The sequence below is a fragment of the Methanococcus mangrovi genome, from assembly GCF_054506835.1.
Window position 1 is genome coordinate 697,028 of sequence record NZ_CP197114.1, and the last position, 16,863, is coordinate 713,890.

16 protein-coding genes are annotated in these 16,863 nt (G+C 31.5%); 11 read left to right on the forward strand and 5 right to left on the reverse strand.

What is annotated here, in order from left to right:
* Positions 1-6: 6 nt before the first annotated feature.
* From ACS5L2_RS03775 to ACS5L2_RS03790, 4 genes are all read right to left on the reverse strand, one after another.
* Positions 7-711 (reverse strand): ABC transporter ATP-binding protein, encoded by a 705-nt coding sequence (locus tag ACS5L2_RS03775; protein ID WP_459202433.1) that lies wholly within the window; start codon positions 709-711, stop codon positions 7-9.
* A gap of 157 nt (positions 712-868) precedes the next feature.
* Positions 869-1,453 carry an HAAS signaling domain-containing protein gene (locus ACS5L2_RS03780; protein WP_459202434.1) on the reverse strand — a complete coding sequence of 195 codons (585 nt, stop codon included), beginning with the start codon at positions 1,451-1,453 and terminating at the stop codon, positions 869-871.
* Entirely contained in the window at positions 1,446-1,769 is a 324-nt protein-coding gene (locus ACS5L2_RS03785) for a PadR family transcriptional regulator (protein WP_459202435.1), read from the reverse strand. Before ACS5L2_RS03785 ends, ACS5L2_RS03780 begins: the two co-directional genes overlap by 8 nt.
* A 450-nt stretch (positions 1,770-2,219) precedes the next feature.
* The gene (locus ACS5L2_RS03790) at positions 2,220-3,566 is read right to left on the reverse strand and encodes an MAC/perforin domain-containing protein (protein ID WP_459202436.1); all 1,347 of its coding nucleotides are present in this window, start codon (positions 3,564-3,566) and stop codon (positions 2,220-2,222) included.
* 245 nt (positions 3,567-3,811) lie between these two features.
* On the opposite strand from ACS5L2_RS03790, the gene ACS5L2_RS03795 reads away from it, so the two are divergent.
* The 4 genes from ACS5L2_RS03795 (at position 3,812) to ACS5L2_RS03810 (ending at position 8,840) form a co-directional block, all read left to right on the forward strand.
* Positions 3,812-4,075 carry a hypothetical protein gene (locus tag ACS5L2_RS03795; protein WP_459202437.1) on the forward strand — a complete coding sequence of 88 codons (264 nt, stop codon included), beginning with the start codon at positions 3,812-3,814 and terminating at the stop codon, positions 4,073-4,075.
* 336 nt (positions 4,076-4,411) lie between these two features.
* Positions 4,412-5,164 carry an ABC transporter substrate-binding protein gene (locus ACS5L2_RS03800; RefSeq protein ID WP_459202438.1) on the forward strand — a complete coding sequence of 251 codons (753 nt, stop codon included), beginning with the start codon at positions 4,412-4,414 and terminating at the stop codon, positions 5,162-5,164.
* A 157-nt stretch (positions 5,165-5,321) separates the two neighbouring features.
* Positions 5,322-7,583 (forward strand): AAA family ATPase, encoded by a 2,262-nt coding sequence (locus ACS5L2_RS03805; RefSeq protein ID WP_459202439.1) that lies wholly within the window; start codon positions 5,322-5,324, stop codon positions 7,581-7,583.
* A 6-nt stretch (positions 7,584-7,589) separates the two neighbouring features.
* On the forward strand, positions 7,590-8,840 hold the full coding sequence (locus ACS5L2_RS03810; RefSeq protein ID WP_459202440.1) for an McrC family protein: 1,251 nt from the start codon (positions 7,590-7,592) through the stop codon (positions 8,838-8,840).
* Between the two features lie 324 nt (positions 8,841-9,164).
* Here the strand turns inward: ACS5L2_RS03810 and ACS5L2_RS03815 are convergent, their stop codons facing one another.
* Positions 9,165-9,767: a hypothetical protein gene (locus ACS5L2_RS03815; protein ID WP_459202441.1), complete on the reverse strand. Its 603-nt coding sequence runs from the start codon at positions 9,765-9,767 to the stop codon at positions 9,165-9,167.
* A gap of 393 nt (positions 9,768-10,160) precedes the next feature.
* Here ACS5L2_RS03815 and tes point away from each other — a divergent pair, with 393 nt between their 5' ends.
* The 7 genes from tes (at position 10,161) to ACS5L2_RS03850 (ending at position 16,845) form a co-directional block, all read left to right on the forward strand.
* Positions 10,161-11,648, forward strand: coding sequence for a tetraether lipid synthase Tes (gene tes / locus ACS5L2_RS03820; RefSeq protein ID WP_459202442.1), 1,488 nt, complete (start codon positions 10,161-10,163; stop codon positions 11,646-11,648).
* Positions 11,649-11,753: 105 nt separating this feature from the next.
* Positions 11,754-13,250, forward strand: coding sequence for a PIN domain-containing protein (locus tag ACS5L2_RS03825; RefSeq protein WP_459202443.1), 1,497 nt, complete (start codon positions 11,754-11,756; stop codon positions 13,248-13,250).
* A gap of 161 nt (positions 13,251-13,411) precedes the next feature.
* On the forward strand, positions 13,412-13,777 hold the full coding sequence (locus tag ACS5L2_RS03830; protein WP_459202444.1) for a hypothetical protein: 366 nt from the start codon (positions 13,412-13,414) through the stop codon (positions 13,775-13,777).
* A gap of 18 nt (positions 13,778-13,795) precedes the next feature.
* Positions 13,796-15,028: an RHS repeat-associated core domain-containing protein gene (locus ACS5L2_RS03835; RefSeq protein ID WP_459202445.1), complete on the forward strand. Its 1,233-nt coding sequence runs from the start codon at positions 13,796-13,798 to the stop codon at positions 15,026-15,028.
* 47 nt (positions 15,029-15,075) lie between these two features.
* Positions 15,076-15,453, forward strand: a complete 378-nt coding sequence (locus ACS5L2_RS03840; RefSeq protein ID WP_459202446.1) for a hypothetical protein — start codon at positions 15,076-15,078, stop codon at positions 15,451-15,453.
* Positions 15,454-15,575: 122 nt separating this feature from the next.
* Positions 15,576-16,403, forward strand: a complete 828-nt coding sequence (locus tag ACS5L2_RS03845; RefSeq protein WP_459202447.1) for an RHS repeat-associated core domain-containing protein — start codon at positions 15,576-15,578, stop codon at positions 16,401-16,403.
* 46 nt (positions 16,404-16,449) lie between these two features.
* On the forward strand, positions 16,450-16,845 hold the full coding sequence (locus tag ACS5L2_RS03850; RefSeq protein WP_459202448.1) for a hypothetical protein: 396 nt from the start codon (positions 16,450-16,452) through the stop codon (positions 16,843-16,845).
* The last annotated feature ends 18 nt before the right edge of the window (positions 16,846-16,863 follow it).

Consider the following 16,863-nt stretch of genomic DNA (forward strand, 5'->3'; position numbering starts at 1 on the left):
ATTTCCCTAATACTCGATTATTTCTTTATTTTTTTCGATATTTACGATAGTCCCGTCTTTTAATTCTACAACCGTGTTTGCAGCTTTTGCAAGATTCATGTCGTGTGTAATCATGATGATGGTATTTTTGTTTTCTTTCCAGAGCTTTTGAAGGATTGCAATGACTTCTTTTCCAGTTTTACTATCAAGAGCTCCTGTTGGTTCATCGGCCAAAATAATCTCCGGTTTACATGCAAGAGCTCTTGCGATAGAAACCCTTTGCTGCTGACCTCCAGAAAGCTGTGAAGGCCTGTTATTTATCCGGTCTGACAATCCAACAAGTTTTAAAACAGCTTCAGCTCTTTTTTTGGCCTCACTATCATTAACTTCTTGAAATTGTAGTGGCAGCATTACATTTTCGAGTGCAGTCATGCTTGGAATCAGGTTATACTGTTGAAATATAAATCCAATCGATTCACCACGCAGTTTGGATAGTTTAGATTCACTGAGTTTTGAAATATCGTTTGATTTTAATATGACAGTTCCTTTTGTTGGAATATCAAGACAACCGACCATATTCATCATTGTTGACTTTCCAGAACCTGAAGCACCAACGATTGCAACGAAATCACCTTTTTCAATATCCAATGAAACATTTTTCAGCGCCTGAACTTCAAAATCGCCCATTGGATAGATTTTCCAGACATTTTTAAGTGATATTATCGTTTCCATGGTTTTCACAAAAATTATTAATTAGTAAACAGTACTGTGTATTAAACAGTAGTATAAATAATTAACTACCAACAATAGTCAAAAAAATTTTTAAAAAATAGAAAAGTTAAATCACTAAAAAATAATTAAAAAAGTTTTAAGAGGTATTTTGAGTTAATTATCCATTTACAATGTCTAAATTTAATTTTAAATACCAGAGTACCCCATTATGGAATAATTTTGTAATGTATACTGATAATACCATTGTAGCGATTCCAGATACGGCAGTTATCATTCCAACAAGTGCGTAAACAATGCTTGATGCAGGAATTACTTCAAACTGCGGAATTAGTAGTTTTACAAATGGTTCAAAGATGAAATAGTGGGGGACTACCAATTGAAATACAGGTTCAAGAACCATCATGGAACCGGCAACTGTAACTGCAACGCTTCCTGTAAACAGGATTAATAGAAACAGCAATACGCAGGCTAACGGCCCAATAATAAATAATATATTGAACATTACAAGTGCACTACATGCTACGATTTTTTTTAAAAATACATTTTTAGGTTTTTCAAAATCAAAAGATTCTAAAACCTGTTCTGGATTACCTAATGATTTAGATATTTCTTCCTCGCTTCTTCCTTCAAGAGCTCCATTTTCGAAATATTCATTATAATCATAGAGTATGTCTTGTTTTTCCGATTCTGGAATGCTTTTTAATGTTTCAGACAGTTTATATAAATATTCTTCTTTATTCATCTTTAACACCGGAATTAATCAACTTATTTACCTTTTTTGAAAATTCTATCCATTCTTCAGCCTGAATTTCTCTAATTTCCCTGCCCCTTTCAGTAATTTTATAATATTTTCGTGGCGGCCCACTACTTGATTCCATTAAATACGTGGTTAAAAGTCCGTCAGCCTTTAACCTCCTTAATAATGGATATATGGTACCTTCAGATATCGAGATACTTTTTGAAATTTCATTTATCAGCTCGTACCCGTAATAATCCCTTTTATCAAGCAATGTGAGTACACAGAGCTCTAAAACCCCTTTTTTAAATTGGACATCCATCAGTACCACAAAATTGTTTTAAGTACTGTATATTACCAGATACTATATATTATTATTGATAATACGGTAATTTTTTAAAAGTTTTGTTGAATTTACTTTAAAAATTGAGAAATTAATCTAAAAAAGAAAGAATATGTTATTTTACTGGATTTTGTTGAAATATTCAAAGACGTATGCGAACATACCGTAAAATTGATATCCTGACCCCTTCGAACATGATCGAATAAATGAATTAATCAATTATTAAAAACAGATAATACCTATACAATTGTTTTAAGGGAAATTGGACTTGAAAATAGTCTAAGAAGTAAAAATGGCGTGTAAATTTATAAATGGGAATGGTTTAATCAATCAGTGTATTGCAAAAATTTTTGATGAAGCGTATTTTATTATGTCTGGAATTTCAGTAAAAATAAAATAGTTTTGTTAAATAAAAAAGAAAGATATTTTTTAAAAATACCTTGAATAGCATAAATAGAGATAATCTCCGCCAGCTCCTTTATTTAAATCGTAATCAATTTTTTCATACCCGTAAGGTGCGTTTGCGTTTTTACCGTTGATAACTATCACGCTTCTTATCGGGTTTTTATCTTTTCGTCTTGAATATGCAAAATAAATGTATTTTCCACCAGCTTTATGGTTTAAATCCACGTTTATTTTGGTGTATCCATTTGGCGCGTTTGCGTTTTTACCATTAAGTACAATGATATCGGTAATTGGGGTCGTGGTATCAAGACCTTCTTTGTAACAGAGATATATGTATTTTCCACCTGCTCCTTTATTTAAATCCATATCGACTTTTTTAAATCCATATGGTGGTGCAGCACCGCCCCTGTCAGATTCAATTACTGAAAGGTTGGTTATACAGTATTGGCTGTAGTGAACTGTTTTTTTCTCGGCATATGCGGAAAATGCCTGCTTTAATTCATTTTTTCGAGTTACACGACTGCATAATTCCCATATTGGAACGAGGCTGTTATCCGTAAAACCTGAAAATACTGGGTAATCAATTATTGATTCAATCCATTTGTCATAATTTCCAGACTGGTTAATGTAGTGCCCATATTCTGGTTTTCCACCAAGAACTTCTGTTTTGGTCGTAGAATTTGAATCAAACTGCTTTATATGTTGTTCGTACTGTGTTTTTTCACTTGCAGAAATTGAATTTACAAAGCTTTTATAAGACATTTTAGCAGTTATTTCAACGTTAATATCTTGATTAAGCGTTTTTTTATTTACTGATGAGTTATATGCACAGCGAGCCCCTACTACAATTTCTTGTAGGTAGTATGCACCATATTTTTCAAAAAGGGCTTCGGGATTCATTTTTCCATTTAAATCCCTGTTGAATTCGGAATCTAATAATGACTTGGTTTTCAAGTCTGTTTTGGAGGGTAGTGCAATTATCCATTTTTTAACTTCGTCATTTACCGTAGAATATTCATATTCTGACCTTTGAAGTGTTGATTTGTCAAAAGAAGCATCAATTGAGCCTTGGAAAAATCCGTAGTTTCCGCTAACACCAACGCTTGTTTTCAGTCTTTCGGAATATTCTTTAAGTGTTTTTCCAAAAGTGGAATCAAAAATACCCTGCATTACCTCAGTGTAACGGACAACATTTGGAATGAGGAATCTTTTTCCCTCCACAATAATTTCTTTTTGGGTTCCAAGGTCAAAAAGTCTTGATTTTACACTTTTTGGGTTTGCATATTCGCCAAAAATATCGTAACCAGAACCAAGTGCATCAAGACCAGGTAATTCATCAATAGTGTTTGCAAAAGTCATATTTTTTGTCATTTAACCCCTCCACAAGTTTCAGATTTTTAGAGTTTTAGTTTTCAACATAAAAACTTTTTTTTAAGACCTTAATTAAAATTAACTTGTGTTTGGAAGACTAATTCTTTATTTTAAAATTTCAAGAAGTTAAACCAATATTAAAAAAATCCGTACCCTTAATAATATTTAGATTGAATTAACCCCAACTAAACAATAAATATAGGAGGTTACAAATATCCTCTGTTAATTAAAAAAGGGGTTTATCAATGCACCAGAAGAATATTGCACGTTTTAAAAACAAGTCTGATAAAAATAACAATAATTCCGAGATGATTCTGTCTAAAAGTGAAGATTTACTTCCCGCAATCCGATATTTAATAGGCGACGATTCACAATATGCATTTTATAGAAAGTCAAAAATTTCAAGAAAAATGGTTCACAGGATATACACCGATGATAACTATAAAATGAGGTCAGACGTTTTAATAAAAATTATAAATGCGCTTGGAAAAGAATTAATCATTCGATAATATGTACAGGTTACTTTTTTTAGGCAATCTTTACTGAAACAAAGCTTTTTTCAAGTTAAACGCGCTGAAAAAACAATCCGTAGTCATTTTCATATTTTTATCATTTTTAAATTTTAAACACGTAAAATCAACGAAAATTTAAATTTTTAAATATATTGTACATTATTTTCGTTTTTAAAATATAATCTTTTGAATTTTTAAAAAAACTTAAATTTTTATCCTGTAATTTGTTAGCATAGTCATTTTCGGTTTGATTCATTTAGAAAATTAAATTTAATACCCCTTATGTATGTTAATTCGGATTAATTCAAAAAATCAGGCAAAGGGGAAATTAAAATGTTTAATCCAAAAATTCTAATAATCTCAACGATATTTTTGATAATTTTTTCAGGCTGTATTGATAGAAATGCAGGACCTGAGAACCGGGTTTTGACTGTTGGCGTATGTAGCGACCTTGCACCAACTTCATACATTGAAGATGGTAATTTAAAAGGTTTTGAAGTGGAGTTAATATATGAAATATCAAAAAGACTTGATTTAAAACCTGAATTTGTAATATACTCATTTTCAGGAGTGCTTGGTGCGGTTTCTGAAAATAACGTCGACTGCGGGATCGGGTATATTGGTAAAACTCCAAAAAGGCAGCTCGAAATGGATTTTTCAAGGCCTTATGCGTATACCTACTCAACAATACTTGTTAAGTCAGGCAGCACATGTATGGGAATTAAATGCCTCGAAGGTAAGACCATAGGTGTTTTAAAAGATTCAATAGAAGAAGAATGGTTAAAATCGCTTTCAAAATCCATGGATTTTAATATTGTAAGTTATGAAAACCAAAAAGACATACATGATAATTTGTTATCTGATAAAATTGATTCTGAAGTGACTGATGAAATTACTTCAAAGTATTTAATCCAAAAATACAGTTCGGAATTAAAGATTGTAGGGGATAAATTTGATATTATCTATGTTGCAATCGCAATTAATAAAAACAATCCTGAACTAAAAAAATCGATTGATAACGCACTTCTTGAAATGGAACATGACGGTTCGCTTGTTCAATTGAAAGAAAAATGGAATATTGACTGAATACATTAATTTAAATTTTTTTAAATACTATTTTTTTTAGAAATTTTTAAAATATAAAATGTCCATAAATCAATTTTAAAATAAAACCCATATCAAAAACGACATATATTATGAAAAATACCCTTTATATTGGTTTTTAATTTGGATGAGGGAGATTATGGACATTAAAGGAAAATATCAATTATGGGATGAATTTCTTCAAAGATGGCCTGTTGAAAAAGTAAAAAACATGGACTTAGAACATTACGCAAATTTAACTTCTGAATCTACTGACTATTTTTATTACTGGATTGAATCAAAAACTGAGGACCTCGGAAGTGTTTGGGGAGGCTCGGCATTTAAATTTGGAATATTTCGAAGAAGTAATTTAGAACCAAAAAGTAACGATATACAACGCATGTATTCTGAAAAATACGGCTGGTACAAAAAATACGGAAAAACTGAAGAAGAAGCCTTTCAAAAAGTCAAAAGTATAGTTGTAGATATAATCGAAAAATCAAGAGAAGGAAAATTTGATGAAATCGATTCAATTGATTTTGGGGAATCTGTAAAATGGAAAATTGCGTTTTTATACCAAAATCGGAACAATATTAAGATACTTCCAATATGTTCAAGGGAAAAATTAGCAAGTTCAATAGATATAAGCCCTAAAAATAAATCAACTTATGAAATCCACGATTATGCATTAAAAGAAAAGCCTGAAAACATGGACATTTTTGAATATTCTGAAATTTTAGAAAGTAGGTTTAATAAATCGGGTAAAAATGAGAATACTGGCGTGGAAGAACCTGAACAAATTATTAAATCAGAAAATAAAAAATTACCGTTAAACACAATATTTTACGGCCCTCCTGGAACTGGAAAAACGTATTCTATAATTGAAAAAGCGGTTGAAATAATCGATGGAGACATTTCAAATAAGTCAAGAGAAGATTTAGTAAAAAGATACGAAGAATTAAAAGATAAAGGCCAGGTTGAATTTATAACATTTCACCAATCGTATTCTTATGAAGATTTTATCGAAGGGATTAAACCCGTTTTGGAAAATTTAGATAATAACTCTATTGAATACCAAATAGAAGATGGAATTTTTAAAACATTGTGTTTAAAAGCAAAAACAACGAAATCTAACGTGGTTACAGGTTATAACTTTGATGAAACCAAGTCAGATGTATTCAAACTTTCTTTGGGTGATGTATCCATCGATGCAGACCCTATTTTTAGATACTGCCTTGAAAATGAAGTTATTGCATTAGGTTGGGGAGAAGATATTGATTTTAGCAAAAATACCTCATCAGATGCAATAAAGAAATTACACGATGCAAAATATCCGCAATATGCTTCTTTTGGATCAACTGCTGTTGATAGATTTATTAATGCAATGAAAAAAGGAGATATTGTAGTAATTACCCATGGAAACCGTAAATTTAAAGCAATATGTCAAATTATTGGCGATTACGAATACCGTAAGGATCCTGAGATAAGATACTATCAGTTTAGAAAGGTAAAATGGCTTTGGGTAGCTGATGAACCAGTTCCTGTTTCACAAATCCTAAAAGAAAAGAATTTTTCACAAAAATCAATATATAAATTTTCAAAAGAAGATTTAATTCTTGAAAATCTTAAAGACCTCATTTCTAACAATTCAAAACCAAACGAAAATAGATTAAACGAAAGAAATTACGTCCTGATAATAGATGAAATAAACCGTGGAAACATTTCTAAAATATTTGGTGAATTAATTACATTGATTGAAGATGATAAAAGGCTTGGAACCAAAAATCAGATAACAACAACTCTTCCTTATTCCAAAGAGTCTTTTGGAGTTCCAAAAAACCTCTATTTATTAGGTACAATGAATACTGCGGACAGGTCAATTGCTTTGATGGACACTGCACTTAGAAGAAGGTTCCATTTTGAAGAATTAATGCCGGATCCAAAATTACTCGATGGAATTATTGTAAAAGGAATAAATTTAAAACAGATGCTTGAAAAATTGAACGAAAGAGTTGAATTTTTATACGATAGAGATCACGAAATCGGCCATGCATATTTCCTGCCTTTAAAAAATATTGAAAATGAAGAAGAACAGTTTAAAATACTTTGCCAAATCTTTAAAAATAAAATAATTCCGCTTTTACAGGAGTATTTTTACGATAATTACGAAAAAATACAGATTGTATTAGGGGATCACTTCAGACAATTGAATAAAATGGAAGAAACCGAAAATTACGAAGATATTCCAGTTAGATTTATTCAAAGTAAAAAATTCAAAGAAAATTCAGTGATTGGCTTTGATCATGAAGAATATGAAGATTTGGTAACTTACAGAATAAATCCAGATCTTTGTATTGGAAATATAACTCCTGAAACGTTTAAAAAGATTTATGAAAATATTGATTTTCGATTTAAGGACTGATTATCGATGAATAATCAGTTTACCCTCACAGAATTTGGAATTATCGTAAAAGGAAATGAAAATAGACAGTATGATAATTATATTTCATTGAAAGAATCGCTATTTAATGATTTAAAAACCTTTATTTTGCAGAATAAAGATAAAAATACGGATGAATTTTTAACTATTGCTTACAAAAAGAATTACGGGGAAGTTTTACAGGCTAAAAACTACGTTGGAATAATCCAGATGAAAAATGGAATAACTATTGAAATTTTACCAAAAATTTACGGTAAAAGTAAAGATTTGAGCGTTAGCGATACGAGAAAACTCTTTTTAAAAATGCTAAAAACATTGAAAGATTCCCCCTTTAAGAAATTTGATCTTTCAAACTTGAAAACAGACAGAATGCCGATAAATGAAATATTTATAACCATGTTTTTAGACGAACTTTCGGTTTTGATTAAACGGGGTTTAAAATCAGATTACATTGAAACACAAAAGAATTTGACGGTTTTAAAGGGAAAATTGAAATTCAAAAAGCATATTAAACATAATTTAATCCATAAAGAGAGATTTTTTGTTGAATTTGACGAATTTATAAAAGATATGCCTGAAAACAGAATCATAAAATCTACCCTAAAAGAACTTTCGAAAAGATCAAAATCAGGAAAAAATTTAAAAAATATTTCCGAATACAGTTTTGTTTTTGATGAAATTTCCGAATCTAAAAACATTGAAAAAGATTTTAACGCTTGTAAATCTGGAAGATTAATGGTAGATTATGAAAATATACTTCTTTGGTGCAGGGTATTTTTGAAAAATGAAAGTTTTATTAATTTCAAAGGTTCAAATGTCGCATTTGCACTACTTTATCCAATGGAAAAGATATTTGAGAGTTATTTAACATATAAACTTAAAAAATCTGGGAAATTCAGTTATGTAAAAGCACAAGATTCAAGATTTTTCCTTGTAAAAGAAGATCTTAAAAAAATGTTTAAACTAAAACCTGATCTTTATGCAGAAAAAGATGAAACAATCTATTTAATAGATGCAAAATGGAAAATAATTGACATAAATTCGCCAAATTATGGAATTTCTCAAGGGGATATGTATCAGCTGCTTTCGTACGCTAAAATTTATGAAAATAATTGCAAAAAACATGTGAAAATGGCCTTGGTTTATCCGAAAACGGATAAATTTTTAGAAGAAGTAAATTTTGAATATTTCGATGAAAAAAGTGTTTTATTGAAGATTTGGCCGTTTGAACTGGTTTGAAATGATTTTATAGTATATTCTTATAATGTGGTAGGTTATGACTGAAAATAAAATGGATATTATATTCAAAATATAGAAAAATGTGCAAGAATGATATACGCTATTGCTATTTTTTCGTATATTTGAACTGATTTTTTAACAGGGCTTGCATTTTTAATGTTTGCAGCTTGCTCAGTTGTAATATTAGAACGAGCACATAGATTGCAAGGATTGAAAAATAGGATGGGTATTTATATAATATTCGTGTTTGGAGTGTTACTGCTTAAGTACGCATATTCTATGAGGATTATACTATAACTTAAAATTATAAATTAAGTTTTAGTTTTAATTTATTATAAAATGAATTGCAGCGCACTGTCCCGGATAACTCATAAGCTGAATTACTGAGCTGTATGTCACAGTAGAATTTATTGAAACATTTTTTAAGTCTCCCGAAACCAACGTATCGTTAGTAACAGTTACATAGCAGAGACTGTTTTTTCCTTCAACTAAAAATCTTTTATACCCATTTACTTCGCTAATTTCAGTAACTGTTCCAGAAGTTACAAATTCCGGAGGGTAGTAAATTACCGATGATGCAGTTAAGATTGGTGGAATGGACTTTGTCATGATGCCAGAATAGTTAATTTCAACCAACCCTCCGGCAGAGATATTGGTGCTATCACAGAGGTTTGGGAAATTGATATCCACATTTTCAGGCACATTTACAATGTATTCACCATTGTTATTAGTTATTGTCAGCCTGTACTCCCCATTTATAACTTCAACGGAGTTTATGATTCCAAAAATCAGTTCCGATCCATATTTAGAATCGTCTGCTACATTGTTGTTCTGTTCTGAATTTTTCTGGAAAATTACAAAACTTGCAGCAGTTATACATAAAATAATTGCTAAAATTGCAATTATACTACATGTTTTAAATTTCATAGTTCACCTCAAAAGCATATCTGCTTTATAATTAGCTTGAATTTTAAAAATATAAAAACGCGGATTTTGTTCGCACATGGCCGAACGATAATTTAACTGTAATAACTTTTATCACCCATCACAATCAAAAAAATTTAAATTTTTTTAATTATATCTTTTAAATCAACAAATTTTCAAATTTAGCTTTTTTAAAATTTAAATTGGTATTCTCATTATTATTTTACAGATATTGTCTTATTTTTTCAAAATGTATATGACCACTGCATACATAACTAAGCAATATTAACACGCAGGTTTGGACATTTTAATATTAAATTGATAAAAAGCATTTTTTTAAATAGTATCCCCTAAATAACTTATTACCATTATTTTTTCGAATATGGAGGGATATTCTTGAAAACTATATCATTATGTCCAGTATGTCTTGAAAAAATAGACGCAGAAGTATTTGAAGATGAAAACAGGATTTTAATTGAAAAAGAATGTCCTAATCATGGAAAATTTAGGGATATTTACTGGAACGATGTTGAATCGTATAAAAAATATCTTGAATACGACTATCTCGGAAATGGGATGAAAAATACAAATGTCGAGTTTAAAAACGGATGTCCTTTTGATTGCGGTTTATGTGGCAATCACAAATCTACAACAATACTTGCAAACATCGATGTAACAAACAGGTGTAATTTAAACTGCCCTGTATGCTTTGCAAACGCGAACAGGACAAAAATGGTGTACGAGCCATCTCTTGAAGAAATAAGAAAGATGATGGTTAATTTAAGAAATGAAGATATTCCATGCCCCGCAATACAGTTTGCAGGAGGGGAACCGACAGTTCGGGATGATTTACCTGAAATAATAAAAATGGCGAAAGAACTTGGATTTGTACACGTACAGGTAGCTACTAACGGGATAAAACTTAAAAATATTGAATATATTAAAAAATTAAAAGAATCCGGCCTATCAACAATTTACCTGCAGTTTGATGGGGTAACCGAAAAGCCATATTTAGCAGCACGAAATAGAAATCTCCTTCCATTAAAATTAAAAGTTATAGAAAATTGTGAAAAAGCGGATTTTAACAGTGTTTCCCTTGTTCCAACCCTTTTAAAAGGTGTAAATCATGACCAGATTGGTGATATACTTAGATTTGCAGTCGAACACCGGAACGTTGTAAGAAATGTAAATTTTCAGCCTGTATCATTTACGGGAAGAATTGATGAAACTAAAAGGTTAGAACAGAGGATAACTATTCCAGATTTTGTCCATTATGCGGAAGAACAGACTTTTGGAGAAATTTCAAAAGAAGATTTCTACCCGATACCTTTTGTAGTACCGTTTTCAATATCTGCTGAAATCTGGGAAAATCAGCCCGTAATAAAATTAAGTTCCCATCCCCACTGCGGGGTTGCAACGTACTTGTTCATTGAAAATGGCAAAATACTGCCAATTACAAGATTTTTCGATGTAAAAGGATTTAGGGAACTGCTTGATAGTACATTTAATGAATATCTTGGTAAAAACGGTGAATTGAGCCACTTAGAAAAAGGAAAAGTAATTTTAAAAATATCAAAAGAGCTTCCAAGATTAATAGATTCCAAAAAAGTCCCCTCAGACGTGAAATTTAAAGAAACATTGGTAAAAATACTAAAAGGAGACCGGTCAGCTCTTTCAAAATTCCACTTCAACACGATTTTGACAAGCTGCATGCATTTTATGGACCCGTACAATTTTGATAGCAGGCGAGTCCAGCGCTGTTTGATACACTATGCACTACCCGATAATCGAATAATTCCATTCTGTACGTACAATACACTTTACAGAAAAGAACTAGAAGACAAATATTCAATACCTCTTGAAGAATGGAAAAATAAACATTAAATAAACTTTTTTAATTTTTTTAATTTTAACTTAAAATTCATATCAAAAAATTAATATTTTAAAAAGTTTATATTGTACTATGATTTCTTTTTACGGGGGATACTTTTGAGGATACTGTTAGATACAGACATCTTTATTCATGAAAAAGATGATTTTGAGAGTTCAACAATATTAAATGAATTATTCAAGTTGTTTGATAAAAAAGCTGCTGTTTTAATACATCCACTATCTATTGAAGGCACAACAAACGATAAAAGTGAAATACATCAATCTTTTTTAAAATTAATTTCGTACGATATTTTAGAAAATCCGCCATTATACCTGCAGGATTTAACATTTAATTCAATTATTGCGCAAAAAAATCAGAATAATGAACTTAACAGCCATCTTTTATATTCTGTTTATAAAAACGCTGTAAACTACCTTTTAACTGAAGATGCAAACCTTCACAAAAAAGCAGTTCAGTTAAACATCAAAGACCGGGTTTTATCAATCGATGAAGCGTTAGAATTTTTTAAAGAGTTTTATTCAATCAAAAAAAGACATAACGTCCCTCAAATTAAATTTCTCCCAATATATAAACTCGATGTAAATGACCCAATATATGATTCAGCTCGTAAAGACTATCCTGAATTTAACGAATGGTATTCCAAAAGTGCGATAGAGGGAATGAACTGTTGGTGCTACTTAAAAGATGAGCAGATTGGTGCGGTTTTAATATTTTCTGATGATGATTTTGATATTATCGATACTGAGCCGCCGCTACCTAAAAAAAGGCGATTTAAAATACATATTTTACAGTTTGACAACCAAAGCTACAATTTAGATGAAATACTCTTAAAAAAAGCGATAGATTACTGTGTTGATAATTCAATTGATGAAATGTATTTGAACCATTTTGTCTGCGATAAATACGATAATTTGATAAATTTGATAAATGAATATGGCTTTTTTAATATAGGTCAGAATAAACATGGCGAAAATGTATATTTCAAAGATTTAAAGCCTGATAACCGCCAGCTAATGTTTTGTAGCTATGATGAAATTTTTAAAAAATATTATCCCTTGTACTACGATGGAACACGTGTTAAAAAAATTATTGTCCCGATAAAACCTGAACACCACGAAAAACTCTTTACGGATTATAAAAAAAGAAATTCAATGACTCTTGATGAATATTTTGGAGATTCTGTAATTAAGGGGGACACTATCAAAAAAGCATATATCACGAATTCACGCGTGAAAAATCTTAAAAAAGGAGATATTTTACTATTTTATAGATCAGATGATTACAGGGAAATTACTTCGTTAGGTGTGTTAGATGAATTTAAAAAAGATTTAACAAGTCCTGAGGAAATTATAAACACTGTTGGAAATAAAACGGTTTATTCTGAAAAAGAGATTAAAGAGATAGCTAAAAAACCAGCAACTGTGATGATATTTAATATGCACTTTCATTTATCTAATCCTGTATCGTTTGATACTTTAAAAAAGAAAGAAATATTAAAAGGGCCGCCACAGACGATTACCGAGATTACTAATACGAGTTATGAAAAAATAAGATATTTAAGCAAAATTAATGAAAATATTACGATTCATTAATTTAAAATTTTTTTTAAAAAATATAAAAACATTTTTAAATTCTATATCTCTGACATATATATGTAATTTAGTTGGGGTGATTAAAGTTTATAATAACTAAAAATGATTTAAAAAGGATACCCCTTTTTAAATTATATTTCAAAATGGCGCAGAGGTAAATTATGATTAAGTTAATTTCTGACACCGTATTTGTAATTGCAATAATAATACTCTTAAAAACATGTTATAATGTTTATGAAGTTGCTATGGTACGTTATGAAAAATTTGCAGTTCGTTTATTGATTACAGTGATATTATGCACGATAACAAGTTTATCTTTGATACTACCCCTTTATTCGTTATTTTACTTAAAAATTCTACTTCCAGCAGTTCCTGTTGAATATGTAAAACTTCAAAGTGCAGTTATTATACTGGCATCTACCGTGATATGTCGATATACCACAATAAAAGCTAAAAATGCCGTAGTTGATTACGGTTTGAAAAAAGGAATAATTACAAACGGAAATAGATTGAATATACTCAAATAATACTTATCTTTTTTTGGCATGCATCGCAGCTATAAACTTACAACAATATCCGCTTATGGATATTCTGAAACTCCGTTCCACGCACCTACAACATATAATGGAGATAATTTAACGTACGATTCTAATGGAAACTTAATTGAAGACGGAGAGTTTACATATATCTATAACGATGCAAACCAGATACGTGAAGTAAGATACAAAGACAATAATTCACTGGTTGAAAAATACTGGTACGATTCAGAAGGTAGAAGAATCAAAAAAGAAAATTCCGCCGGAGAACTAACGTACTACATTAACAAATACTTCGAAATCGAAAATGGAACTGTAACTACATACTTCTTTAGAGATGACGAACGTGTTGCAAAACAGTCCGTTAACGGTACAGACTGGTATTTACCAGATCACTTGGGAAGTACAAACCTCCTCGTAAATGAAAACGGAAGCGAGGTCGAACGTACTGAATACTTCCCATATGGGCAGGTACAGTCTGGTGGAAATGAAAAGTACGGGTTTACCGGGCAGGAAAATGATGCGAATACTGGGCTCATGTATTATGGTGCAAGGTACTATTCACCAGAATACAGGATATTTATCCAGCCTGACACGATGTTGCCTAGTTTATACAACCCGCAGGCGTTGAACAGGTATTCTTATACATTAAATAATCCTGTGAAGTATACGGATCCTGATGGGCATGTTGTGCAAATAGTTGCCGCCGCATTAACTGCCGGAGCTCTCGCAACCTTAATATCGATTGGTACACAGGTGTATAATGCAGAGGGGGATTTCAGTCAGGTTTCATATTCTGAAGCTTTTGCAGTGGGTGCAGTTACCTCAGTAAGTGTTGCTGTTGGATGTATGGTAGCAGGTGCGGCAGTTGGGGCATTTGCGGTAGAGGGTACTTTAGAAGCCCTTGCAATATCTGAGGGAGTTGGTGCTGTAACTACAAACGTTTGCCAAGAGACTATAGAATATAGTTATGGAGTTGGTGATTCTGAATTCGACCTTACAGAAATAGGGGTGGAAAGTGGAAAAGACGTATTTGTTAGCTTATTCTGCAAGGGCGTGAAAATTGATGCAGGCACTACAAAATACGTAAATACTAAAGATAATGTAAAAACGGATACTTATAATCAGGCGTTAGATATGGGAAAAGAAGTAACTATACAAACAACTGCAAAAGTCATTATCAATGCCATTAGTGATTCTAACGACGATGATTCAGATAAAAAAAACAATGATAATATTTAAAGGGAATAATATTCCCTTCTTATATTATAACTATGGGGCGACATATTATGAATATAATAGCTATTATGGTGTTAGTGATACTACTATTGTCATTTAGAAAAGTATGTAGCAATATGGCTAATGATTTTTCAGGTTATGAAAATTCTCAGAATAATAAATTTATAGATATAACGCAGTCTTTCATACTCATATTTTACGCCATTTTATGGTTTGTATTTGTTGCATTTTTGGGCAAAGGACTTTCAACTTTTGAAGTATTTCAAAGCCAAATTCCTGAAGTTAAGATACTATGTATATTTATTCCTCCAAATATAGCAACGTATTTATTTTCAGTATTTGCAAGTAAGCAGGCTGTAAATTACGGTCTTAAAAAGGGATTAATTAAAAAGACAGATGTAAAAAAGAAAATTCTGCCGGAGAACTAACGTACTACATTAACAAGTACTTCGAAATCGAAAATGGAACTGTAACTACATACTTCTTTAGAGATGACGAACGTGTTGCAAAACAGTCTGTTAACGGTACAGACTGGTATTTACCAGATCACTTGGGAAGTACAAACCTCCTTGTAAATGAAAATGGAAACGAAGTTGAACGTACTGAATATTTCCCATATGGGCAGGTACAGTCTGGTGGAAGTGAAAAGTACGGATTTACTGGAAAAGAAAATGATGCGAATACCGGGCTCATGTACTACGGTGCAAGGTACTACTCACCAGAATACAGGATATTTATCCAGCCTGACACGATGTTGCCCGATCCATACAACCCACAAGCGCTGAACAGGTACGCATACACTTTGAATAATCCTGTGAAGTATACTGATCCTAGTGGTCACGTTGCACAAATCGTTATCCCTGCACTGGTTGCAGGAGCTGCTGCAGCCATTATTTCGACATATGTTCAATATACGGAAACAGGTCAAGTTTCCATAACTGAAGCTTTTGCAGTGGGTGCAGTTACCTCAGTAAGTGTTGCTGTTGGATGTATGGTAGCAGGTGCGGCAGTTGGGGCATTTGCGGTGGAGGGTACGTTAGAAGCCCTTGCAATATCTGAGGGAGTTGGTGCTGTAACTACAAACGTTTGCCAAGAGACTATGGAATATAGTTATGGGGTTGGTGATTCTGAATTTGACTTTGCAGAAATAGGGGTGGAAAGTGGAAAAGACGTTTTTGTTAGCGCCTTATTTCGAGGAGTGAAAATTGATACCAGCACTACAAAGTACGCAAATGATAATGTAAAAACGGATAATTATAATCAGAATTCAAATATCGTATTGAACGCTGTTGGAGAAGAAACTACAAAATCGCTTGTAGATGTCATAATTGCTTCTGAAAGCGGTAATTCGGATAAGAAAAAAGACAATACGGATTAAATGGGAATGATGTTCCCTTTTTATATTTATTATGTGGAGGTTAAGTATGAATTTAATCACTATTTTAGTTATATTATTGTCAGCATATACACTCAGGAAATTACTATATGGGGCATTTGACTTTCTTTCGAATTATGGCGATTCCAAATCTGATAATATTATATTCAGTATTTTGGCAGGCATAATAATTCTATGGGTTATTTCATTTGTATGTGTTTTTTGGGGTATATCAACATTATTCGCAAAAATGGGAATCGTTACTGGTGCACCCACAGATATCCAGTTAATCGTAGTTGGAATACTGGTAACTATTATATGGTATATACTTTCACGATTCATTACACAAATGGTTGTAAAATGCTGTTTTAAATCAGGATTAATCAAAAAACTCGACACAAAAGTAAAACGGTCAATATCTCTAAGATATGGGCCAACTAAATAGAACTGTTATCCTGAAAAG